This is a genomic window from Bacillus sp. SRB_331 (genome assembly GCF_003264175.1).
GTDB lineage: Bacteria > Bacillota > Bacilli > Bacillales > Bacillaceae_G > Bacillus_A > Bacillus_A mycoides.
Genome location: NZ_NADV01000026.1, coordinates 172,868 through 198,212, shown reverse-complemented (window position 1 = coordinate 198,212; position 25,345 = coordinate 172,868). Strand labels below are relative to the sequence as shown.

Here is a 25,345-nt window from a genome sequence, read left to right as displayed (position 1 = left end):
TTGATGGATGTGGGGTAGCACCACATCGCTATCAAGCTAATAAAAAGAACTATCCCCAATACGGAAAAAATATACTATTCCTTTAATTGAGGTCACCATACATATCAATTCAGAAGGAATAGTATATTTTTCTGAAGATTAAATAAAATTACCCCGTACTTTATTTTTACATTAATTATACTTGTACCTAAATAGTCTGTATGACTTATTCTTTATAATGTCTGTTTCAGAAATTCTCGTACATTATCCCATGTTTTTCGTCTAGCTAATTCAATCTCTTTCTTTTGCAAATTATCATTGTTTGTAACGATTGGCAAATAGGGAAGAGTAAAATCATGCCCTGCTTCTTTTAGTATTACTTTTTTTATCAATTTTGAGGAAGTTTGGACTTCTATAGTATCCACCATCTCCACTGATGGCCAAGTTGAATCTTTCACACCTGCGACAACTAACATAGGGGATTCTATTTTTTCTACGGAAATTCTTGCTTGTTCCCATGTTTCCTTAGAGGATTGTTTTATCGCTTCGCTATGTAGATCATAGAGACTAGTTTCATAGAGGGGGTGATTTGTCTTCGGATAAGGAAGATAAGGTACAGGCGCCCCTTGATAGCTCCATGAAGATGTGTTGAACGCTTTTTCCATGGAAAATCCAGCAAATATATGAGAACTAGGGGATAGTGTAACTAAAGCTTGGAGATCGGTTTTTTCTAATTTTGAAGCAAGGAGTAATGCGGTTCTGTTGCGAAGTTTCCGAATACATAAAGAGATGGGGAATATTGCGGACCAGTTTTATGAAACTATTAATAATTCATGTAATGCGTTATACGTCGAAAAAACGAAGTTTGGTTGAAGACTTCACTTTTGCTTGTATATGGCATGAACAGTTTCTATACCTTTAATAGTACGTGAGGCATGGTGAAGACTTTGAAAGCCTAAGGAACGGGAAAATCGACGTTTCACATGTCGATGATATTATTGAGGTACTTTATTGTACGATGAAAGGTATTTTTGTAAAGACCTATCTCCTTTAATTTTTTGAATGCAGAAGCTAAAGAAGGAGCCTTATCTGTCGTCAGAACCGTTGGTTCTCCAAAAGTTCGAGCGAGTCTTTTCATAAAAGCATATGCTGCTTGTTTGTCTCGTTTTTGACGAAGTTGAATATCAAGTGTTTGTCCGTCTTTATCAATTGCTCGATATAAATAACACCATTTTCCTTTGACTTTTATATAGGTTTCATCCAGTTTCCAAGATAAGTGTACGTTCTTCTTTTTCTTCTTCCATATTTGATAGATCAAGTTACCATATTCATGAACCCATCGCATGATGGTTGTAGGATGAACTGAAACACCACGTTCTTTTAAGATTCCAGATACATCACGATAGCTTAAAGAAAAACGACAGTAATAGCCAACGGCCATTAAAATAATATCTTGTTTGAACTGCTTTCCTTTAAAATATCCCATCTATGATCCTAGCTCATCCGGTTGTTTTGCTTTTTTAAATGAATATAATCCTAAGTTATTCCAAGAAAGTGGTACCACGTATTTCCAATCATAAGATAAGAATAACATAATGCACTAAGAGGTTAATGAAGATAAGAAAAAGAATAAAACAAAACAAAAAAGTCATGACAAGTGAGTTTTGGGAACAGAATATATTTAAATTTGGTTACATCCCTGCTAATTAAACCAGTACAACCGCCATAGTACACTTATGTCAGCCTACAAAAACATTAAAGATGAGAATTTCAGATATTATATTTTAAAGCAAAAAGCAGATGTATTTCATGCAATGAAAAGCTTTTTTAAAGAAGAATCAGGAGAGAAAATGGCATAACCCCTTTTGAAGGGGTTTATTTTTTTGTAAACTTTTTATTTTTTTAGTTGACAATGATAATGAAAATTATTATCATTTATTCGAGAGTGATTACATTTTGATTTATATATTTCGGAGGAGATGTAAAGTTGAAAAAAAATAAAAGAAAACATATAAATGCAATGGTTATAGCGGCGGCGTTATCACTTCCGTTCGCTGTTTATTCAACACCTGCTTTAGCAGCCGTAGCGATTGAGGCGAACAAAACTGGACATGCTTTAGAAGATGGTACATATGATGCTGTTATTAAAGCGTATAAAGATAAAACGAATGAAGAGTCTATGGCAGCTGTTTATATAAAAGATCCTAAATTAACCATTGAGAATGGGAAGAAAATTGTAACGGCAACGTTAAGTGATAGTGATTTCTTCGAATACGTGAAAACAGAGGATATTGATACTCCTGGTGTATTCCATGATGTAAAAGTCATATCAGAGGATAAAAAGAAAAATGGGACGAAGGTTATTCAATTTGAAGTTGGAGAATTAGGAAAAAGATATAATATGCAAATGCATATTTATATTCCGACAATGGCGTATGACAATAAGTATCAAGTGCAGTTTGAAGTGAATAAGATGAGTTTAGAAAATAATACTTTGGAAGAACAAAAGGAAAATAAGGATGACAAAGTGGAGCAAGACGAAAACGCAAATGTAATACGAGACAAAAAATTACAACAACATATTAATAAATATAGTTTAGGTAGGGGAAATCTTGATGATCCTATAACAAAAGAAGACTTGTTACAAGTTAAATCTTTAAGTGTAGTGGAAGCAAAACGTAAAGGAATAAAAGATGTAAGCGGTTTGGAATATATGACAAACTTAGAAAGCTTAACGTTAGAAGAAGTTAAGTTAGAGAATATACATTTTATCTCGAAGTTGAGACAATTGAAATCAGCAAGCATAACTTATAGCGAACTCGAAGATATTGGACCTTTGGCTGAATTAGAGCATATTGAGAATTTAAGTTTAAGAAATAATAAAATTACTGATTTAAGCCCTTTGAGTCATATGAAAAATATGAAAATATTAGATGTAAATAACAATCATATAAGAGATATTAAGCCATTATTTACAGTAACATCTTTAAAGACTTTGACTTTAGCAAATAATCAAGTTAGTAATGCTAGCCTTGAAGGAATTGATCAGTTAAAAAATGTGAAGAAACTGTCACTAAGTAATAATGGGCTCACTAATATTGAGCATATTACCGCAATGAAAAAATTAGCTGATTTAGACCTTTCTAAAAATGAATTAGAAAATATAACACCCATATCAAAGCTGTCTACTGTACAAGCGCTTGATTTAGAGGAAAACTATATTTCTGATATAACACCACTTAGTAAATTGACAGGATTGTATAGTTTAAGACTAGGATCGAATGAAATTCGTGATGTAAGACCAGTTCAAGAGTTAGGAAAAAGGATGTATATCGATATTCAAAGGCAGAAAATCTTTTTAGATCATGTAGAAAAAGATAAGGAAGTTAAAATACCTATCTATAATTTACAAGGAGAGGCACTCGATACTATTAGATTGAAGAGTGAAGATGGAATAGTTAATAACGGTTCCGTTAAATGGAGTACTTCAGGTGAAAAAATATACGAATTTATGTTGGATATAAAGCCAGAAGAGAATCGTATTAAGTTTAATGGAACAGTAATTCAAAATGTTGTTGAAAGGTTAGATGAAATAAAGGAAACAATAAAAGAGGATAATGAACAAAAGGAAAATGTAATTCTCGATAAAACTTTACAACAACATATTAATAAAGAGAATTTAGGTAGAGAGAATTTAAACGCTCCTATCACAAAAGAAGATTTATTACAGGTTAAAAAATTAGAGATACTTAAAGAAAAAGGGAAAGAGATAAAAGATATAACAGGTTTAGAGTACATGGCGAACTTAGAAAAACTCACTTTAGAAGGAGTAGGTTTGAAGAATATTGAATTTATCTCGAACTTAGAAAAGTTGAACGATGTGAATGTATCTCATAATCAAATTGAAGATATAACGCCGTTATCTTCACTGGAAAATTTACAGTGGTTAAACCTTGCGGATAATCATATTAAAGATGTATCAGTTCTTGGTTCAATGTTAGACCTACTCAGTTTAAAATTAGCTGGAAATGAGATTCGTGATGTAAGGCCGTTAATACAATTAGGTCAATGGTTTTCAATTGATGCCGGAAGACAAAAAATCATTTTAAATGAAGCGAAAGTAAATGAAGAAATTCAAGTTCCGGTATATGACTTAGAAGGAGAAACTATTGAGAATATTAAACTAACAAGTGAGGGTGGAACGTTTAATAACGGAGTAATGAAATGGAGTACTCCAGGTGAAAAGGTATATAAATTTGATTTAGATTCGGATGAAACTAGTATAAGCTTTAACGGAACAGTTATCCAGAATATAGTTGAAAAAGAAGAAGTGACAGAACCAACAAAAGAAATTGAAGAAATAAAAGAAGAAGTAAAAGAGCCGGTAAAAGAAGTTGAAGAAACAAAAGAAGAAGTAAAAGAGCCGGCGAAAGAAATTGAAGAAACAAAAGAAGAAGTAAAAGAACCAACAAAAGAAGTTGAAGAAGCAAAAGAAGAAGTAAAAGAGCCAACAAAAGAAGAAGTAAAAGAACCAACAAAAGAAGTTGAAGAGGTAAAAGAAGAAGTAAAAGAACCAACAAAAGAATTAGCAACTGGATTGAATCAAAAGCCAAAAGGGAATAATCAAGTTATTGAAAACGAAGAGAGAAAAGCAGACAATTTAAATAAACAACATGCTAATAAGCCAGAGGAAGGTAAGAAATCTTTAGCATCAACAGGCGGTGAAGCTAGCACATCGACTTTACTTTCTGGAATAACACTTGTTCTTTCCGCACTAAGTATGTTCATATTTAGAAAGAGATTATTTAAGAAGTAAATAACGTTTAATCTTATTATTATATATAACTATTTTTTCTTTTTTGAGAAGACATTATCATGGCAGTTTCATTAGAAACATGCATATGATGATGTCTTTTTGTATGAGAGAGAGTAAAAAACCCATTCGTATGAAATATAACTTTCATACGAATGGGTTTTATTAATTTACTTTTTCCCCTCAGTCATTACGGATTCAGAAGTAATTTGAGGTGCCAATTGTTACATAACCTTTTTTATTTTTTGCGGAACTTCTTTCGTTTGCGAATTAACATCTTCTTTTCGCAACTCTTTAAAGAGCGAGGTGACCATCAGAATGACTACAATAGAAAATGGTAGCGCAGCAATTATAGCTGCGATTTGTAGTGCATTCAATCCACCTGCCTGTAATAAAATAGCGGCAATTATCGCGATTGTTAATCCCCATATAAGTTTTAAACTATTTTTCGGTGATAAGCTTCCGTTACTCGTTTGCATAGCAACAACAAATGTTGCAGAATCAGCAGAAGTAACGAAAAATGTCGCAACTAAAATTAAGCCGATAATGGTTAAGAAAGTTGAGAATGGTAAGTGTGAAATGACAGCGAATAGCCCAATTTCAGTACCATTTTTCGCGATTTCATCAGCGATTCCAAGTGATTGGAACATTTCCATATGAATAGCTGTACCACCAAAGACAGCGAACCAAAATGTACAAATGAATGTTGGGATTAATACGACGCCGATAATAAATTCACGAATTGTACGTCCGCGAGACACACGAGCAATGAAAGTACCGACGAATGGAGACCAAGAGATCCACCAACCCCAGTAGAAAATAGTCCAATTTTCAATCCAAGAAGAAGATTCTTTACTAAAAGCACCTAAATTTAATCCCATGCTTGGTAGTGCTCCAATATAAGAACCTAGTGTAGAAGTAAAATACTTCATGATAAAGACAGTTGGTCCTAAAATTAAAAAGGAAACGAGTAATATTCCGGCGAGGGAGAAGTTTAAGTTACTCAAATATTTAATCCCACGATCTAAGCCAGTTTGTGCACTTGTTAAATAGAGTACAGTGAAAATGGCAATAAGTACGAGTTGTGTACCAATTGTATTATTGATAGAAGGGAATAAATAGCTTAATCCTCCAGCGATTTGTTGTGCACCGATTCCGACAGAAGGTACAATCCCAAATACAGTTGCTAAAACAGCTAAAATATCGACTGTTTTTCCAATAGGAGAATTTTTCGATCGATTAAATAATGGAGTAACTGTAGCACCAATTGTACTACCTTTTTGTTTTCGGAATGTAAAATATGCAATTGTTAGAGCAACCATTGCATAAAGTGACCAAGGGAAGAGGCCCCAGTGGAAAAATGAATATTGCATAGCAAGTTTAGCGCTTTCCTCAGTTCCAGGTTCGCCAGTAAGCGGTGCCCCAAAGTGTGAAATGGGTTCAGTAATTCCATAAAAGAGAAGTCCGATTCCCATTCCTGCTCCAAATAACATGGAAAGCCAAGAGAGGTAACTATATTTCGGTTTTTCATCATCTTTACCAAGACGAATGGATCCATATTTTGAAAATGCTAAATAACCAGCTAAAAAAATCATTGTGGTCATAAGTAGAGAGTAAAACCAACCAAACTTATTGAGGATAAATGAGTTTAAGGAAGAAGTAACGCTTTGTAAATCATAGCCTTGTATCCAGCCTGCTGGAATTACACCCCATATAATAAATAAGGTTGTAAGCAAGATGGAGATATAGAATACACTGTTTTCTTTTTTTATCATAGAATCCCACCTTTATTTAATAAAGTTAACAATTATATTAATCATAATAATAAATCTAATAATTGTCAAAAAATTCATTTTTTATGATAGCTGTGTATAAGGAAAATCTTGTTCACGATATGGTCAAAATGTAGGAAGAAATCATATGAAATATTGCATTTTACATCATTTTATCTAGATAATATGTTAATTTCGTAAATGGAATATTTAAATAGGGGGCAATGATATGAACAAGAAATCGAAGTTTAATAAAGTGATGCTTAGTATTAGTACAATGGCTCTATCGCTCGGAGCAATTCAAACGAATGTATCAGCAGAAGAAAAGGTACCGTATAATGTATTGCATTCGAAACCAGTTGGAATTGAAAAACCAGTAGATGAGATCGGACACGCTTCTAAAGCCGAGGAAACATTATCATTTCAAGAACGTTTAAAAGTAGGAGATTTTTCACAGCGACCAGCATCTATTACGAAGAACTCGGCAGTAAAGCAAGCTAAAGAAAGCTATTCAATGGCTGATTTAAACAAAATGAATGATCAAGAATTAATTGAAACGTTAGGCAGTATTAAGTGGCACCAAATTACAGACTTATTCCAGTTTAATGAAGATGCAAAAGCTTTTTATAAAGACAAAAGAAAAATGCAAGTAATTATAGACGAATTAGCTCATAGAGGTAGTACATTTACGAAAGATGATTCAAAAGGCATTCAAACGTTTACTGAAGTGTTACGTTCAGCTTTTTATCTTGCATTTTATAATAATGAATTAAGCGACTTAAATGAAAGAAGCTTCCAGGACAAATGTTTACCAGCGTTAAAAGCTATTGCGAAAAATCCCAACTTTAAGCTTGGAACAAATGAGCAAGATACAGTCGTATCTGCATACGGAAAATTAATTAGTAATGCATCAAGTGATGTTGAAACGGTGCAATACGCATCGAATATTTTAAAACAATATAATGATAATTTTAATGCATATGTAGACGATCGTATGAAAGGACAAGCTGTATACGATATGATGCAAGGCATTGATTATGATATACAGTCTTACTTAAATGAGGCTCGTAAAGAAGCGAATGAAACGATGTGGTATGGAAAAGTAGATGGGTTTATTAATGAAATAAATCGTATTGCTCTTCTAAATGAAGTAACGCCAGAAAATAAATGGCTCGTTAATAATGGAATTTATTTTGCTAGTCGTTTAGGTAAGTTTCATAGTAATCCAAATAAAGGATTAGAGGTTGTTACACAAGCAATGCATATGTATCCAAGTTTAAGTGAACCGTATTTTGTTGCGGTAGAACAAATTACAACAAACTATAACGGGAAAGATTATAGCGGGAATACGGTAGATTTAGAGAATATACGTAAAGAAGGAAAAGAGCAGTACTTACCAAAAACGTACACATTCGATGATGGATCTATTGTGTTCAAAACAGGGGATAAAGTATCAGAGGAAAAAATTAAAAGGTTATATTGGGCTGCGAAGGAAGTAAAAGCGCAATATCACCGTGTGATCGGAAATGACAAAGCTTTAGAACAAGGTAATGCAGACGACGTATTAACGATAGTAATCTATAATACTCCAGACGAATACCAGTTAAATAGACAATTGTATGGATATGAAACAAACAACGGTGGAATTTATATTGAAGAGACAGGCACATTCTTTACATATGAGCGTACGCCAGAGCAAAGTATTTATAGTTTAGAAGAGTTATTCCGTCATGAGTTTACTCATTATCTTCAAGGGAGATATGAGGTTCCAGGTTTATTTGGAAGAGGAGATATGTATCAAAATGAAAGATTAACTTGGTTCCAAGAAGGAAATGCGGAATTTTTTGCGGGATCTACTCGTACGAATAATGTTGTACCAAGAAAGAGCATCATTAGTGGATTATCATCTGATCCTGCAAGCCGTTATACAGCAGAGCGTACACTATTTGCTAAATATGGTTCTTGGGATTTCTATAACTACTCGTTCGCATTGCAGTCTTACTTATATACTCATCAATTTGAAACGTTTGATAAAATTCAAGATTTAATTCGTGCGAATGATGTGGGAAATTATGATACGTATCGTGAGGCTCTAAGTAAAGATTCTAAGTTAAATAAAGAGTATCAAGAGTATATGCAGCAGCTAATTGATAATCAAGATAAGTACAATGTGCCGGAAGTAGCAGATGATTATTTAGCTGAACATGCACCAAAAGCACTAACAGAAGTGAAGAAAGAAATTAGTGAAACGTTGTCTATGAAAGATACAAAAATGACAAAGCATACATCTCAATTCTTTAATACATTTACATTAGAAGGCACGTTTACAGGTAGTGTAACAAAAGGTGAGTCAGAAGACTGGAAAGCAATGAGTAAAAGAGTAAATGAGGCTTTAGAACAATTGACGCAAAAAGAATGGAGTGGCTACAAAACGGTTACAGCATACTTCGTTAATTATCGTGTGAATAGTTCAAATGAATTTGAATATGATGTAGTCTTCCATGGTATCGCAAAAGATGACGGAGAAAATAAAGCTCCGACGGTTAATGTAAACGGACCTTATAATGGGTTTGTAAAAGAGGGAATTCAATTCAAAAGTGATGGATCAAAAGACGAAGATGGAAAAATCGTTTCTTATTTATGGGATTTTGGAGACGGCAGAACAAGTAAAGAAGTTAATCCAGTACATGCATATGAAAGAGAAGGAACTTATAAAGTAGCGTTAGTAGTAAAAGATGATAAAGGAAAAGAGAGTAGAAGCGAAACAACTGTTACAATTAAAGATGGAAGTGTAACAGAATCAGAACCAAATAATCGTCCAGAAGAAGCAAATCGTATTGGGTTAAACACTACTATAAAAGGTAGCCTTATCGGTGGGGATCACACCGATGTTTATACATTTAATGTCGCATCAGCGAAAGATATCGATATTTCTGTTTTAAATGAGTATGGAATCGGGATGACATGGGTACTTCACCATGAATCAGATATGCAAAATTACGCAGCTTACGGTCAAGCTAATGGAAATCATATAGAAGCAAAATTTAATGCAAAACCAGGTAAGTATTACTTGTATGTATATAAATATGATAATGGTGATGGAACATACGCATTATCAGTAAAGTGAAACTTTAATCAGCGGGGGTTCTGTTCATCCCCACTGGTTATTAGCCCACACCAATCGGGCTTTTATGGGCAGTTATCTCCCACCTAAATTCCTGGCATTCGCCGAATTTTGAAGTGGGAGTTTTACTGCCCACAAATAGCGGGATAAAATAAGTACTCTTCCAATGTATGTTTAACTTTACTTTTTGTGGAAAATAGTATATTATATAGATATACAATATATCGGTTATTTACTAGGAGGAGCCTGTCACAATAGGTTTCTCCTGTTCTTTTTTAGGGGCCTGTTTTACAGGTTTTTTTTAAAAAGTAAAATAACTGAAAATTAAGAACGATAATCTTTGAAAGAGGTGGGGCATACATATAACAAAAAAAGGGATTGTTTAAGAAAGGGGGATAAGAAATGATCTTGTTTGGTTATCCACTTGAAACAATTTATTTATATGGATTTATTATCGCTACTATACTTACTGTTATTTATATTTTCTTTGGAGATATATTTGAATCAATATTTAGTTTTGGAGGTGGATCTGTATCCGTTGTAACGTTGCTACTTAGTTTTTTCGCCATGTTATGTGGACTTAGTTATATAGGAGAATATTTATATTCCTATAATAGTCTCGTTATTTTCGGGGCCTCATTCGCTATATCTTTTATCGGTATTTTCATAATGAAAATACTAATTTTAAAACCAATTGCAGAAGCGGAACAAAATACTGTGCAACGTATGGATGAATTCATTGGTTGCAAGGGGGAAGTCATTACGACAATTCCTACAGAAGGATTTGGTGAAGTATTAATCTCATCTCAATTTGGAAGTAATGCAATACCAGCGAAAACAATTGGGAAAAAAGATATTTCACAAGGAACCGAGGTCATTATTGAGGGCGTCCAAGATGGTGTTTTGCTTGTACAAAACATCGCTTATTCTTTAAAAAAACCAAAATTATAAGGGGGAATTTACATGACGATTCCATTAATTATCGGTGGAGTTTTACTCGCAATTTTAATTCTACTCATTTTAGTATTCATTACGAAGTATCGTACAGTTGGTCCAGATGAAGCATTAATTGTAACAGGGAACTGGCTTGGTGGTGGAAAGAATGTTGTTACCACTGATGATGGAAAGAAGATTAAGATCATCCGCGGTGGTGGTACTTTCGTTGTGCCAATTATGCAACGAGCAGAACTTCTTAGCTTATTAAACTACAAATTAGAAGTTGGAACACGTGATACGTATACGAAACAAGGTGTACCGATTACAGTAAACGGTGTTTCTATTATTAAAGTAGGATCGACAATTGAAGAAGTTTCTACAGCAGCTGAACAATATTTAGGAAAAGAAACGGAAGAGCTAAAAGTAGAAGCAAAAGAAGTTTTAGAAGGGCATCTACGTGCTATTTTATCTTCTATGACAGTAGAAGATGCTTATAGTAATAGAGAGCAATTCGCTCAAAAGGTGCATGAAGTAGCTTCGACTGATTTAAAGAAGATGGGACTTCGTATCGTTTCCTTTACAATTAAAGAAATAATGGATAAAAACGGCTACTTAGATGCACTTGGTCAGCCGCAAATTGCAATGGTTAAGCGTGATGCAACAGTTGCGAATGCAGAGCGTGAAAAAGAGGCACGAATTGAAAAAGCTCGTGCTGAGAAAGAAGCAAAAGAAGCAGAATATCAACGTGATGCACAAATCGCTGAAGCTGAAAAACATAAGGAATTAAAAGTACAATCTTATAAGAGGGACCAAGAACAAGCTCGCGCAGATGCAGATCTTTCTTACGAATTACAACAAGCGAAAGCGCAACAAGGTGTTACAGAAGAGCAAATGCGAGTTAAAATCATTGAGCGTGAAAAGCAAATTGAGTTAGAAGAAAAAGAGATTGCGCGTCGTGAAAAGCAATACGATGCAGAAGTAAAGAAAAAGGCAGATGCAGATCGCTATGCTGTTGAACAATCAGCCGAAGCGGAAAAAGTAAAACAAATGAAAAAAGCAGATGCGGATCAATATAAAATTGAAGCAGAAGCAAGAGCACGTGCAGAAGAAGTTCGTGTAGAAGGTTTAGCAAAAGCAGAAATTGAAAAAGCACAAGGTCAGGCAAAGGCAGAAGTACAAAAGGCGCAAGGTACAGCGGAAGCAGATGTTATTAGGTTAAAAGGTTTAGCAGAAGCAGAAGCGAAACAAAAAATTGCAGAAGCATTTGAATTATATGGGCAAGCCGCGATTATGGATATGGTTCTTAAAATGCTTCCAAGTTATGCGAAAGAAATTGCGAGTCCGCTTAGCAACATTGATAAAATTACAGTCGTTGATACAGGCGGTGGTGGAAAGAATAGCGGCGCCGGAAAAGTTGCAGGGTATGCGACAGATTTAATGGCAACAATGCAAGAAACTTTAAAAGCCTCTTCTGGTATTGATTTAAAAGAGTTATTAGAAGGGTTTGCAGGAAAAGGGGCAGTACAACAATTAGCAAATGATAAACCTGTTGTATCTGTAGTAGAAGATAAGGAAAAAGAAGTAGAAAAAACTAAAGAATAGTAAGATGGAAAGAACCTCTAGTAAGTGGGATACTAGAGGTTCTTCTGTGAATTATAATATTTCGAATAATATACATTTTTATACATTGTTTTAATTATTAAATTTTTATAGAATGAAGTATGTATGCAATAATCTTTTAAATTTAGAAAGATGAGTAAAGAGAAATAAAGAGTCTCATTAACGTATTTATATCTTATAATTTTTATAAACAGATTAATTGTAAGTTGTTGCATGTAAAACGGTATGAAGGGGTAGGAATATGTTTCAAAGGAAATTAAGGAGTAGTAGTTTAAAAACAAAGTTACTTGTGTCATTTATTATTATTTTAATTCTTCCAAGTATTGTAATTGGTTGGACGTCTTATCAGCAGGCGAGAACAAATTTTAATGAAACGATTTTAAAATCGGCGAAAGATAATATAAAAATTTTGGATAATGTAATTAATAAGGAATTGGATAGTAAAAAAGTAGATGCAACTTATTTTACGAAATTATTTACACAATCAAGTTACCAAGCGGATCAAATTCAAAACATCCAAAATAAACTAGAAGAATATAATAAATTACATCCAGAAATGGAAGCGATCTATACAGGATCTAGTAATGGACAATTTATTCAATCACCAGCTATTCAAATGCCCGAAGGATATAATCCTACAGAAAGAGATTGGTATAAAGAGGCAGTGAAAAAAAGCGGAGAAGTAATTGTAACTGCTCCATATAAGTCAAAAACGACAGGGAATATTGTTATTACACTAGCAAAACAAAACGAAGATAAAAGTGGTGTTCTCGGGATTGACTTAATTATCAATGATATTGTAACTACTTCTAAGATGGTTAATATCGGTAAGGAAGGGTATGTAGCGATATTTGATCAAGATAAAAATGTAGTCGCACACCCGACATTGAAGCCAGGAGAGAAATTAGAAGAGAAACTTAGTAAGGAATTTTATAAACAGGAAGCTGGTGATTTTCATTATTCATTAGATGGTGAAGATCGTAATATTACTTTTAAAACGAGTAAGAAAACTGGATGGAAAATAGCAGGAATTATGCCTTCAAAAGAAATTATTCAAGCGGCGGAGCCTATTTTCTATAAAACGATAACTGTTATTGGTATTTCATTAATGATCGGCGGGGTTTTAATTTACTTTATAATTGCTTCTATTATTAAACCGTTAAAACAACTTGTAATATCATCGAAAAAAATTAGTGAAGGTGATTTAACAGAATCAATTACAGTTCATTCTAAAGATGAAATTGGGCAGTTAGGAGAAAGCTTTAACGAGATGGCATCATCATTACATAATGTCATTTCCAATATAAATATTTCAGCAAGTCATGTAGCAGCATCTTCAGAAGAATTAACAGCTAGCATGAAGCAGACAAGTGAAGCGACGGAACAAATTACACAGGCGATAGAGCAAGTATCGAGTGGGGCTGAAATACAAACGAGAGAAGTTGAAGAAGGAGCAACATTATTAGAAGAAGTTACAGAAGGAGTTCAGCGTGTTGCAGATAGTTCTTCATTAGTATCTACAGCCTCTATGTATACGAAGAAAAAAGCTGAAGATGGTGGAAAGTTAGTTGAGCAAACTGTGAATCAAATGCAATTAATTCATGAGTCTGTTTCAAAGTCAGATAAAGTCATTGTTTTATTAGATGATAAGTCGAAACAAATTGGAGCAATCCTTGAAGTGATTCAACATATTGCAGAGCAGACAAACTTATTAGCATTAAATGCTGCAATTGAGGCTGCAAGAGCTGGGGAACAAGGAAGAGGTTTTGCAATTGTAGCCGATGAAGTACGAAAATTAGCAGAACAATCGGGACAATCTTCTACGGAAATTGATAAGCTAGTGAAAGAGATACAATTTGATATAAAAGAAACAGTAAGCTCTATGAATCAAGTTGGGACAGAGGTACAATCAGGGCTTGTAGTTGCAAATGAAACGAAGAAAAGCTTTGTAGAAATATTGAAATCTACAAATGATACAGTAGTACAAATTGATAGTATGGTAGAAGTAGCGAAGCAAATGACGGTAGATGCAAAACAAGTAAGTGCATCTATTAATGAAATTGCAGCAACGATTGAAGAAAATGCAGCAAGCGTTCAAAATATTGCTGGCTCCTCTGAAGAACAAGTAGCTTCAGTAGAAGAAATAAATTCAGCAGCAGTTCACTTATCGCGAATGGCTGAAGAATTACAAGAGATGATTGGTAAATTTAAAGTGTAATAACAAGCATTAAGAAACGAGGTAGTAATTTTACTTCGTTTCTTTTTTTATCCCGCTATTTGTGGGCAGTAAAACTCCCACCTCATAATTCGGCTGGAGCAAAGAAGTTAGGTGGGAGTCGGGCGGCCCGTAGATGCCCGATTGGTGAAGGCTAATAATCAGTGGGGGATGAACAAAACCCCCACTGATTAAAGTTTCACTTTATGAAGATAAAGATAAAGAAATATATAGTAACCGTGTTATGATAAAAGGTGATAATTAAAAAAACTGTATTTTCTTTAAATTCTATCTTCAGTAATGTTAGGGGAATGATTTTGAAATTGAAGAAATTGAAACTGCAACCGAGAATTACATTAACTATTAGTACACTTATTCTTGTTGTATTGCTGTTAACGAGTTATTTATTTTACTACATATTATCTGAAACAGTAGAAGACCAAATCGGAAAAAGAGCGCTGCATGTTGCGAAAACAGTTGCTGCTATACCGGAAATCGGGGAAGCTTTTCAAAAAGAAAATCCAGCTTCTATTATTCAGCCAATTGCAGAAAAAATTCGAATCGAAACAGATGCTGATTTTATTGTAGTTGGAAATAAAGATGGTATTCGTTATGCGCATCCTAAGCGAGATAAAATAGGAGAGAGAATGGTTGGCGGAGATAATGAAGGGGTTCTATTAGAAGGGGAATCTTATGTTTCGAAAGCAACGGGATCATTAGGGCCTTCACTACGCGGAAAAGTCCCGATTCGTAATCAGGATAATGAAATTATTGGTGTAGTATCTGTTGGTTTTTCAATGGATGATATTCATGGAGCGATAGAAGTGTATGGAAAGCGTGTGTTTTGGATTACAATAACAGGTCTGTTAATTGGGATAATAGGCTCTGTATATTTAGCAAAAAGTATTAAGCGGATGATGTTTGGAATGGAGCCAGAAGAAATTTCATCTTTATACGAGGAGCATAGTACAGTTATTCAATCTGTACGTGAAGGGATTGTAGTAATCGATAAAAATGGAATGGTTAGTTTAGTAAATCAAGCGGCATACGATATCCTTTCCTTAGATAAACAACAAAATATAATGGGAGAATTTATTTTAGATGTTATTCCTAATTCATCGATACTGGATGTACTTCAAACCGGAGAAGAACAATTTGATCGCCAATTAAATATAAAGGGACAGGATGTTATTGCCAATCGCCTACCTATTAAAGTTAATCATAAAGTAACTGGTGTAGTATCCAGCTTGCGCTTGAAATCTGAGATGGATCAATTAACAGCGGAATTATCTCAAACACGGCAGTATACAGAGGCATTGCGGGCGCAAACGCACGAATATAACAACTTATTGTATACGCTTTCAGGTCTTATTCAATTAGAGTCTTATGAAGATGCTTTAGAGCTTATTCATAAGGAAACGGCAGTATATCAAGAGTTCGTTCAATTTATTATGAAACGAATTCAAAATCCATGGTTAGGTGGGATTTTAATTGGATTTTATAATAGGGCGCGAGAGTTGAAGATTGATTTTATGTTAGATCGGGAAAGTAGTTTAGAAGAGTTAAGTCCGCATATTGAGAGTAATTACGTTGTTTCTATTTTAGGGAATTTGATCACGAATGCATTTGAAGCAATTGAAAGAAATCAAGATCATGATAAGAAAGTAAGAATGTTTGTAACAGATATTGGGGAAGAAATATTAATTGAAGTAGAAGATTCAGGACAAGGTGTTCATGATGAAATAATTACAAGTATATTCTATAAAGGTTTTTCGACGAAAGTGGGCGAAAAACGTGGATATGGATTAGCGAAAGTGAAAGAGTTAGTGGAAGATTTAAATGGAAGTATTGCGATTGAAAAAGGGGATTTAGGTGGTGCTTTATTTATCATTGCATTACCGAAAGAGAGAGGCGAATTGTAATGAATGAGGGGATTGAAGTATTGATTGTAGAAGATGATATTCGGATTGCGGAAATTCATCGTCGTTTTACTGAAAAAATTGAGGGGTTTAAAGTAATTGGAACAGCAACGACTGGGGAACAGGCGAAAGAATGGTTAGAGTTTGTAAAGCCACAACTCGTTTTATTAGATGTATATTTACCTGACATGCAAGGGACTGAACTCGTCACATATATTAGGCATAATTTGCATGATACAGATATTATTATGATTACAGCCGCATCAGAGACGGATGTAGTGCGACATGCTTTAAGAGGCGGAGTAACAGATTATATTGTAAAGCCACTTACATTTGATCGGTTTAAAACAAGTTTAGAAAGTTATCAAAAGAAGATTACGAAGTTAAAGAAAAATGCTCAATTATCTTCAGAACAGATTGAACATCTATGGTCCCAAAGAGGGGTGCAGGCAAATCCAATAGAATATGCGCCAAAAGGAATCGATCCTTTAACGTTAGCAAAAATAAAAAAGCATATGCTAACTATTAATGAAGAGGGAATTACTGCAGAGATACTAAGTTCAATGGTAGGTGTAAGCCGATCAACTGCTAGGCGCTATTTAGAGTATTTGATCTCTGGAAAGAAAGTGCATGCGGAGCTCATATATGGAAGTGTGGGAAGGCCAGAAAGAAGGTATTTCCGCGTTTCTTCATAGGGGATTTTTACAACAATAAAAACAGTAGAGGATTATTACATTTCCTCTACTGTTTTTTCTAGTTTCATCTTATATTGGAATAATTCCAATTACAATTCCAGTAATCAACATAACCATTGTCGTTCCAACAGCCCAAAGTAAAGTGAATCGTTGGTGTTCACCAAAATCAACCTTGGCCATTCCGACTAATAAATAAGTGGAAGCCACGAGGGGACTCAGTAAGTGAACAGGTTGACCGAGTAACGAAGCACGTCCCATTTCTGCTGCACTAATTCCGTAAGCGGCAGCAGCTTTCGTTAAAATAGGTAATACACCGAAGTAAAAGGCATCATTAGACATGAAAAATGTGAACGGCATACTTAGTAAAGCTGTAATAATTGGAAGTTGGGGGCCAAGTGCATCTGGTATAAGAGTAACAACACTTTGAGCCATTGCATCTACCATTTTTGTTCCAGATAGAATACCTGTGAAAATTCCAGCAGCAAAGACGAGAGAAACAACCGCTAATACGTTTCCAGCGTGAGACGCAATACGCTCTTTTTGCTGTTCTAAGTTAGGATAGTTAATCATAACAGCAAGAGCAAAAGCGACTGTAAATAGAACAGGTAGCGGCATAACTTCTAGTATGAGACAGACAAGTAATGTAGCGGTCAATAAAAAGTTAATCCATAGAAGTTTAGGGCGTTTATGCACGGCAGCTTCAACTGTCGCAGCTTGCTCATCCATTGTTTGCATTTGTTTTAAATATTGTACATCCATAATTCCTAAACGTTTTCTTTCTTTTTTTCCAAGATAATAGGCAACGAAAACTACCCAAATTGCACCAGCAATCATTCCTGGTATAAGTGGTGTGAAGAGCTCTGATGTATCAAGTCCAAGAGCACTCATAACCCGAGCAGTTGGTCCACCCCAAGGTGTAAGATTTGTAACACCTGCTCCTAACATAACAACCCCAGCTAATATAAGTGGATTCATTCCAAGACGTTTATATAGTGGATACATTGCGGAAACTGTAATCATATATGTTGTTGTTCCGTCCCCATCTAATGAAACGATAATAGTAAGAATAGCTGTACCAACAACAATTTTTAAAGGATCACCTTTTACAAATTTTAAAATTTTACTAATAACAGGATCAAATAAACCGCTATCAATCATAATTCCGAAATATAAAATGGCGAACATAAGCATAATACCAGTAGGTGCTAGCTTTTGAATTCCTTCTAACATCATCGGGCCCATATTGGCATAAAAGCCACCAATTAATGCGAAAATAATTGGAACTAATATTAATGCTACTAGTGCAGACATACGTTTCGTCATAATCAAAAACATAAAGACAAATACCATTGTAAATCCGAGTAATGCTACCATGTAATCTCCCCCTCAAAAAATGATTACGCTTTCAAAATAAAATAAAAATTCAGATAAAAGGTTTTTTGTTTATAATAAAAGGTTCAATTGGAATGGTAAATAATTTGAAAAATAACATCATTAGAAGCATAATCTTTATTTTGATCATTTTGTTCACAGGGTAATTTTGAATTTTTAAAAAGATGAATGCCTTCGTACAAGAATGATAGAATAAGATGGAAATAGCGAAGCGTGAAGTAGGGAGTAGATTTTGAATGCAAACAAGAATAGAAGAAATTTATAGTTCGTGTAAAGGAAAAGTAGAGGAGATTTTTATTAATGAATCCTCTTACGTATATGAATGGGAAAAGTTAATGATGATCCGAAAAAATGACGGTGAGATTGAAGAAATCGTAGTAGGGATCAGTGGAAATATAAGATTAGTAAATGTAGAAGTTGGACAGGAAATTGATACGGATACATTATTAGTTAAGTTAGAAGATGATTTATTAATTACTGGTTGTGAATGATGAGAGATGTGTAGAAGTAACTGCACATCTCTTTTTTGTTCCATATATTACAAAAAGAACATTGTTTTTTCACAAATCTCACACAACCTTTTGGTATTCTTTTCGTGGAGTATACGGTTTTTAGGGAGGAATATTAATGAGGGTAAAATATGTCGTACTTGTTATATGTGTATGTTTCATCTTTATGGTAGTAGGATGTGGAAAACAGGAAATAAAAGCTGTGGCAATTAATGAGAAACATGATAAATGTGATATTTGCCAAATCGGGGTAATGGATAATCAATTTGCAACAGAAATCATTTTAGAAAGTGGAAAAGCGTTAAAGTTTGATGATATCGGTTGTATGTATAAATGGATGGAGATTAATCCAAGTGAAAAGATGAAAGAAAAATTTGTTCGCGATTATGATTCAAAAGATTGGATTTCATTAGAAGATGCGACTTACGTATATGATAAAACAATAACGACACCGATGGCTTATAATGTCATTTCATTTAAAAATAAAAAAGATGCAGAGAGTTTTGTATCTAACTATAAGGGGAAAGTTCTTTCGTATAAAGAGCTATCAGAGCATAAATGGGAAATGAATAAAGAGATGATGGGAAAACCGAAAACAGGGAATCACGGTGGGCATCATTAATAATAGAAAAAGACAACTATATAGTTGTCTTTTTCTATTATTACTCAGGTGCAAATATAGAAAAGGTATAAAAATTTTAGAAGAACGGTTACAATGGAATATAGTAACCTAAAGCAATCATTTATGTACTTTTTAGAAATATATACAAATGCGGTAAAAACGTGCTAAACTAATTGCTTCATAATGTTAATGATGAGGCCATCAGGCGTATCATTCCAATAGGTTGAGAAACATAGTATAAGTTTAAGATAATCCGATTAAAGAAGGAATCTAAAGGGCTTATGGATAAATGTACTCAAGAAGAGTTATTGTATGTGATGGAGGAATGGTTAAGAAAACATTATCTTTCATAGGAGCTGTAGTTGTGAGAAAACAAAAAATTTTATTATGTATGTTATTAGGACTTTTAATGACGGTAGTGGCTTGCGATAAGCAAGAGGAGCCAGAATCAAAACCGGTTCATGTGAAAAACGAAAAGAAAAAAGAAAAGCATAAAGAACAGGAAGAATCTAAAGAAGAAAAAAGTATAAATTTAATGGACAAACAGTTGCTACTTTCTGCGACGCTTGGAGACACAGAAACAGCTATGAAGCTGATCCAAGATGGAGCGAATATCAATGTAGAAGGTGACAACGGAGAAACGCCTGTCCTTGCAGCGACGTATCAAAATCATGTAGAGACAGTTAAAGCATTAATTGATGCGGGTGCTGATATTGAAATTCAAGACGAAAAACAAAGCAATCCATTTCTTTATGCAAGTAGAGAAGGATATGCGGATATTGTAAAAGTATTAATTAATGCAGGAGTTAATACGAAGGAAACGACTAAGTCAGGTGGAACAGCACTTATTTCTGCATCTGAGCGTGGCCATGTAGAGGTTGTTAAAGAATTATTAGAGCATACAGATATTGATGTGAATTATAAGAATGAACGTGGTGGAACAGCTTTATTAGAAGCAATTGTATTAGGAAATGGTAGTGAAAGTCATAAGAAAGTAATTCAAATGCTTATTGACCACGGGGCAGATGTAAATATGGCCAATAAGGAAAATATTACGCCGCTGCAATATGCTGAAAAAAGAGGTTTTAAAGATATTGCGAATATGTTGAGGATAGCTGGAGCGAATGAAGTAGTACAGCCGCAACCACAACTGGCGGAATAACAAGCTGAAGAAATAAAAAGCACGAAATAATCCCATTTAGATAGACAGAATGAAGAAGTCATTTTAGTATGATGGATTCAGTAATGTGTATTTAAATGGGATTTTTGTTTTGAAAAAATGGATGGATGCTATATCGAGAAGGCTACAAATAGTAATTAAGGAGGGTATAAATGCGATTTTCAGAACTTGAGTTAATAGCAATTCAGGCAGAAGTTTTATTTGTTCATAATCAAGTAGGAAGAATAAAGTGTGTAAATGAAAATGGAAATCTGAAAGCACCACGTTTTTTTCTTAGCAGAACTCGTGAAGGGAATATAACGAGGTATCATTATAAACTGCATGGTGAAATGATAAGTAAGATTGAGAAATTAATTCGAGAATGCTCAAATCACATTGAGATAGCAAAGATCATTAAAGTATTAAATGAAGAGAGAACGGTGGAGAATATTTGGGTGGGTCCTGCTTTCATGTTCCCTAATAATTTACATAAGCCAACTAGAACAATACAAATAACAGAGAAGAATAAAGAGCTTTTGCGAGAAAATTTTTCTAATCTAATAGAACAGATGGAATGGAGGCGACCTTATTTTGCAATTGTAAATAATGAAAAGGTAGTTTCTATATGTTGCAGTGCCAGAAGTACGCCCGTAGCTGCTGAGGCAAGTGTGGAAACTTTAGTGGAGTTTCAAGGGAATGGATATGGTGCTGATGTCGTTACAGCCTGGGCACTATCAATACAAGAGGAAAAGCGCATTCCGCTTTATAGTACTTCTTGGGATAACTTTGCTTCGCAAGCAGTGGCAAGAAAACTAGAATTGATTAATTATGGAATGAATTTGCATATCACTTAAATTTTAAACACAGTTGTTTGCTGTTGGAGTTTATTCGTATATCTAGATTATTGTAAAAGTAATATGGTGAATATTAACATTCGATTAACATCTAATTAACAATTTATCAAAACTGACTTAATAAATGCGTAATATAGTAAAGGTAACAAAATAACTAGGGTAGAGAACATTTGAGAACACCCGCTTACATATAACGTGCCGCTTTCTTAAGTGTGCTCTATTCCCTAGAGTTCAAATAAGGAGAAAGGTGTTCTATGTAAGTAGGTGTTTTTAGTTTGGATAAAAATAGAAAAGCTAGGTGGAATAAATGTTTAAAGAACCTTATATTGCGATGATAAAGGATTGGAAAGGGTACAAAACATACAAAAAATTACCGAAAACAGTTTTTCTTATGACTGGTTCAATGCTGGAGTTACCAGAGCGTGTATATGAACTACAGAGACATGGACACGATGTATTTCTTCATTGTGATTTTATACAAGGCTTAAATACGAACACAGAGGAAGCACTTTTATATATTCAAGATGTTATCGGAGCACAAGGTATTATTTCGACAAAGGGATCGACAATTCGAAATGCCAATAAAATTGGATTGAAAACGATTCAACGCATTTTTATTGTTGATACTTTATCTCTTACAAAATCAATTGAAAATTGTAAAACGACTAAACCGAATGCAGTAGAGATTATGCCTGGCATTATGCCTTCTATTATTAAACAGCTAGCGGAGGAAATAAAATTCCCTATTATTGCAGGTGGGCTGATTCAAACGCGAGAGGATGCAGAAATCGCAATTCGTGCAGGAGCAAGTGCAATTTCAACGAGTCATTATGAAGTGTGGATACAAGAAGAAAAAAGGAGTGCAACCTTGTGATTGAATTGAAAAATGTTTCAAAGGTATATAAAAATGCGGAAGAGATAGCAGTTAAAGACGTATCAGTTCATATTAAAAGAGGAGAATTTTTTGTTTTAGTTGGACCTTCGGGATGTGGAAAAAGTACATTATTACGAATGCTGGCTGGTTTAGAAGAAATTTCTTCGGGAGATTTAATTATTAATGAACATGTTGCAAATGATTTAGAGCCGAAAGACCGTAATCTATCAATGGTATTTCAAAATTATGCATTATATGCACATCTAACTGTAGAAGAAAATATTTTATTTGGACTTAAGGTAAGAAAAGTACAGAAAGAAGAGCGACAAAAGCGATTGATGGAAGCTGTTGAGATGGTAGGGTTGAAGGAATATGTCAAAATGAAGCCTGGGCAACTATCAGGTGGACAAAGACAGCGTGTTGCACTTGCTAGGGCCATCGTCAGTCAAGCACCGATTTGTTTAATGGATGAACCACTTTCGAATTTAGATGCGAAATTACGTGCACAGATGAGGATTGAAATTAGAGAAATTCAGCAACGATTAGGAATTACGATGATTTACGTTACTCACGATCAAATAGAAGCAATGACTATGGGAGATCGTATTATGGTTTTAAATAAAGGAAGTATACAACAAGTTGGAACACCGCTTGATATATATAACGAACCAGCAAACGAATTTGTTGCAAGTTTTATAGGTTCTCCTTCTATGAATATAAATGATGGGGAAGTGGATAAAGAAAAAGGCATATTACATATAGGGCAATTGCAAATTCCATTATCTATTGGACAGTTAAAGCAATTACCAGAAGGAATAATTCGAATCGGCATGCGTCCTGAGCATATTGCATTGTCTGAGGAAGGACAAGAAGTTACGCTGCAATCTGTAGAAGTATTAGGGAATGAATCTATATTAAACTTTGCGGTAAATGGAACAACTTGGAGTGCGAAAGTCATCGGACAGTTACTCCTGAACAAAGGTGACAAAGTAAAATTATTATTCTCGCAAGAAAAACTATGCTTCTTTCACCAAAATACGAATGAACGATTAAAAGTGGTGGCTGAAGAAGAGTTGAAAGTGGTGGCGAAATAATGATTGAAGTAGGTAAGTTACCAGTTCAAACAACAGTGTCAAAAAAGAAGAGTTTATGGGGCAGAACGAAAGATTTAAGAATAGGATTATTGTTTTTGGCGCCATCTATTTTGTTATTTTCAATTTTTCTTTTCTATCCATTGTTTAGGACAATCTACTATAGCTTTTATTTAACAGATATACACGGAGAAGCTAATCTTTTCGTGGGCTTAGAAAATTATCAATATTTATTTTCGGATCCTGCTTTCTATAAAAGTATAAAGTCAACTTTATTATTTGTTTTATATACAGTGCCTACTAGTATTGTATTCGCCTTATTTCTTGCATTACTTGCAAATGAAAAAGTAAGAGGGATCGGATTATTCCGAGTTCTCTTTTCTTCAACGATGGGAATATCAGTAGCTGCTAGTGCAGTGATTTGGCTATTTTTATTTCATCCAAGTGTAGGGTTATTTAATAATATATTAGCCTCTATGAATCTTCCTGCAATCGCATGGTTAACGAGTCCAGAATGGGCACTGTTTTCTGTATCGGTTACAACGGTTTGGGTGAATACAGGATTTGCATTTTTAGTTATATTAGGTGGTTTACAAAATATTGATACGTCTTTATATGAGAGTGCATCTATAGATGGTGCTAGTTATTTACATAAGCTTAGCCGCGTCACATTACCGATGCTATCACCAACTTTATTTTTTATCGTGACAGTAACGTTAATTAGTGCATTCCAAAGCTTTGGACAAATTGATATTTTAACGCACGGTGGACCGAATGATGCAACGAATTTAATTGTGTACTCGATTTATAAAGAGGCATTTGTAAATCATCAATTTGGAACAGCAAGTGCACAAGCGATGGTATTATTTATTTTCATTTTTATTGCTACATTGATTCAATTTAAGTTTGCTGAGAGAAAGGTGCATTATAAATGATCGTTAAACAGTGGAAACAAAATTTCCTATTATACATGCTGCTCATTATTAGTGCAGTAATGGTGTTTTTTCCTGTACTGTATGCGTTTTTAATAAGCTTTATGACACCAGACGATATTCAAATGAGAAGGTTATTTCCAACTCAATTTACTTTTGATAATTTCATTAATATTTTTCAAAAAGTACCTCTTTTTACATACTTATATAACAGTTTAATTGTATCGACAGTTGTTATGCTTGGACAACTTATCGTATCCAGTTTAGCAGCTTATGCTTTTGTTTTTCTTCAGTTTAAAGGTAGAAACTTAATTTTCTTCTTGTTTATTTCAACAATGCTTATTCCGTGGGAAGCAACGATGGTACCGAACTTTTTAACGATTCAAAACTTCGGATGGATTAATAGTTTTGCTGGGATGACGGTGCCGTTTTTTGCAACAGCTTTCGGTATTTTCTTACTACGTCAACATTTTATGACACTTCCGAATGAACTGAAAGAAGCTGCTTTTATTGAAGGGATTGGAAATGTAAGGTTTTTATTCAGTGTTGTAATTCCGTATTGTAAAACGAGTTTTATTACGCTTGGAGTATATAGCTTTTTAACAACGTGGAATATGTATTTGTGGCCGCTCTTAGTAACCACTGATGAAAAAGTAAGAACGGTTCAAATTGGTGTAAAGCAGCTTCAATCTCAAGAAGTTGCAACTGATTGGGGCAGTGTAATGGCCGGTGTTACGGTTATCGTCATTCCAACGTTGATTTTACTATTTTTAGGGCAAAAGCAATTACAAAAAGGATTAACAAAAGGTGCAATTAAATAAGCATACATAGGAAAAGGT

General features: G+C 34.2%; 18 protein-coding genes and 3 pseudogenes. 17 read left to right on the top strand and 4 right to left on the bottom strand.

Going from position 1 to position 25,345, the window contains the following annotated elements; genetic code table 11:
- Positions 1-212: 212 nt before the first annotated feature.
- Together B5P42_RS17655 and B5P42_RS17650 are read right to left on the bottom strand one after the other, a co-directional pair.
- Positions 213-758, bottom strand: a complete 546-nt coding sequence (locus B5P42_RS17655; protein ID WP_258397506.1) for an acyl-CoA thioester hydrolase/BAAT C-terminal domain-containing protein — start codon at positions 756-758, stop codon at positions 213-215.
- A 33-nt stretch (positions 759-791) separates the two neighbouring features.
- Positions 792-1,465 (bottom strand): annotated as a pseudogene (locus tag B5P42_RS17650) (IS6 family transposase).
- 220 nt (positions 1,466-1,685) lie between these two features.
- Between B5P42_RS17650 and B5P42_RS17645 the strand changes: the two are divergent.
- Both B5P42_RS17645 and B5P42_RS17640 read left to right on the top strand, forming a co-directional pair.
- Positions 1,686-1,838: pseudogene (locus B5P42_RS17645) on the top strand (sporulation protein YhbH); the annotation flags it as partial.
- A gap of 128 nt (positions 1,839-1,966) precedes the next feature.
- Entirely contained in the window at positions 1,967-4,795 is a 2,829-nt protein-coding gene (locus B5P42_RS17640; RefSeq protein ID WP_113734800.1) for a leucine-rich repeat domain-containing protein, read from the top strand.
- 221 nt (positions 4,796-5,016) lie between these two features.
- Here B5P42_RS17640 and opuD read toward each other — a convergent pair whose 3' ends face one another.
- Positions 5,017-6,567: a glycine betaine transporter OpuD gene (opuD, locus tag B5P42_RS17635; protein WP_113734799.1), complete on the bottom strand. Its 1,551-nt coding sequence runs from the start codon at positions 6,565-6,567 to the stop codon at positions 5,017-5,019.
- Positions 6,568-6,793: 226 nt separating this feature from the next.
- Between opuD and colA the strand changes: the two genes are divergently transcribed.
- The 7 genes and pseudogenes from colA (at position 6,794) to B5P42_RS17605 (ending at position 17,073) form a co-directional block, all read left to right on the top strand.
- Entirely contained in the window at positions 6,794-9,691 is a 2,898-nt protein-coding gene (gene colA, locus B5P42_RS17630) for a collagenase ColA (protein WP_113734798.1), read from the top strand.
- A gap of 399 nt (positions 9,692-10,090) precedes the next feature.
- On the top strand, positions 10,091-10,639 hold the full coding sequence (locus B5P42_RS17625) for an NfeD family protein (RefSeq protein WP_113734797.1): 549 nt from the start codon (positions 10,091-10,093) through the stop codon (positions 10,637-10,639).
- Positions 10,640-10,651: 12 nt separating this feature from the next.
- Positions 10,652-12,226: a flotillin lipid rafts scaffold protein FloT gene (locus tag B5P42_RS17620; protein ID WP_113734796.1), complete on the top strand. Its 1,575-nt coding sequence runs from the start codon at positions 10,652-10,654 to the stop codon at positions 12,224-12,226.
- 259 nt (positions 12,227-12,485) lie between these two features.
- Positions 12,486-13,520 (top strand): annotated as a pseudogene (locus B5P42_RS33410) (HAMP domain-containing protein); the annotation flags it as partial.
- The gene (locus B5P42_RS33405) at positions 13,515-14,462 is read left to right on the top strand and encodes a methyl-accepting chemotaxis protein (protein ID WP_370445716.1); all 948 of its coding nucleotides are present in this window, start codon (positions 13,515-13,517) and stop codon (positions 14,460-14,462) included. The pseudogene B5P42_RS33410 and the gene B5P42_RS33405, both read left to right, overlap by 6 nt.
- A 308-nt stretch (positions 14,463-14,770) precedes the next feature.
- Complete coding sequence (locus B5P42_RS17610) at positions 14,771-16,381, top strand: ATP-binding protein (RefSeq protein WP_113734794.1); 1,611 nt, start codon at positions 14,771-14,773, stop codon at positions 16,379-16,381.
- Positions 16,381-17,073 carry a response regulator gene (locus B5P42_RS17605; RefSeq protein ID WP_044444439.1) on the top strand — a complete coding sequence of 231 codons (693 nt, stop codon included), beginning with the start codon at positions 16,381-16,383 and terminating at the stop codon, positions 17,071-17,073. The genes B5P42_RS17610 and B5P42_RS17605 overlap by 1 nt, the downstream gene beginning before the upstream one ends.
- A 69-nt stretch (positions 17,074-17,142) precedes the next feature.
- On the opposite strand, the gene B5P42_RS17600 is transcribed toward B5P42_RS17605, so the two are convergent.
- On the bottom strand, positions 17,143-18,447 hold the full coding sequence (locus B5P42_RS17600; protein ID WP_113734793.1) for a CitMHS family transporter: 1,305 nt from the start codon (positions 18,445-18,447) through the stop codon (positions 17,143-17,145).
- Positions 18,448-18,701: 254 nt separating this feature from the next.
- On the opposite strand from B5P42_RS17600, the gene B5P42_RS17595 reads away from it, so the two are divergent.
- From B5P42_RS17595 to B5P42_RS17560, 8 genes are all read left to right on the top strand, one after another.
- Entirely contained in the window at positions 18,702-18,956 is a 255-nt protein-coding gene (locus B5P42_RS17595; RefSeq protein WP_044444441.1) for a hypothetical protein, read from the top strand.
- A 136-nt stretch (positions 18,957-19,092) separates the two neighbouring features.
- Positions 19,093-19,596 carry a nitrous oxide reductase accessory protein NosL gene (locus B5P42_RS17590; protein ID WP_113734792.1) on the top strand — a complete coding sequence of 168 codons (504 nt, stop codon included), beginning with the start codon at positions 19,093-19,095 and terminating at the stop codon, positions 19,594-19,596.
- Positions 19,597-19,885: 289 nt separating this feature from the next.
- On the top strand, positions 19,886-20,758 hold the full coding sequence (locus tag B5P42_RS17585; RefSeq protein ID WP_080784667.1) for an ankyrin repeat domain-containing protein: 873 nt from the start codon (positions 19,886-19,888) through the stop codon (positions 20,756-20,758).
- A gap of 170 nt (positions 20,759-20,928) precedes the next feature.
- Positions 20,929-21,609, top strand: a complete 681-nt coding sequence (locus B5P42_RS17580; RefSeq protein ID WP_044444443.1) for a GNAT family N-acetyltransferase — start codon at positions 20,929-20,931, stop codon at positions 21,607-21,609.
- 307 nt (positions 21,610-21,916) lie between these two features.
- A complete protein-coding gene (locus tag B5P42_RS17575; protein ID WP_044444444.1) occupies positions 21,917-22,483 on the top strand; it encodes a glycerol-3-phosphate responsive antiterminator in 567 nt (188 codons plus the stop codon).
- The gene (locus B5P42_RS17570) at positions 22,480-23,577 is read left to right on the top strand and encodes an ABC transporter ATP-binding protein (RefSeq protein ID WP_113734791.1); all 1,098 of its coding nucleotides are present in this window, start codon (positions 22,480-22,482) and stop codon (positions 23,575-23,577) included. Before B5P42_RS17575 ends, B5P42_RS17570 begins: the two co-directional genes overlap by 4 nt.
- Complete coding sequence (locus B5P42_RS17565; protein ID WP_113734790.1) at positions 23,577-24,509, top strand: carbohydrate ABC transporter permease; 933 nt, start codon at positions 23,577-23,579, stop codon at positions 24,507-24,509. Before B5P42_RS17570 ends, B5P42_RS17565 begins: the two co-directional genes overlap by 1 nt.
- Positions 24,506-25,327, top strand: a complete 822-nt coding sequence (locus B5P42_RS17560) for a carbohydrate ABC transporter permease (RefSeq protein WP_002125118.1) — start codon at positions 24,506-24,508, stop codon at positions 25,325-25,327. Before B5P42_RS17565 ends, B5P42_RS17560 begins: the two co-directional genes overlap by 4 nt.
- Positions 25,328-25,345: the final 18 nt, after the last annotated feature.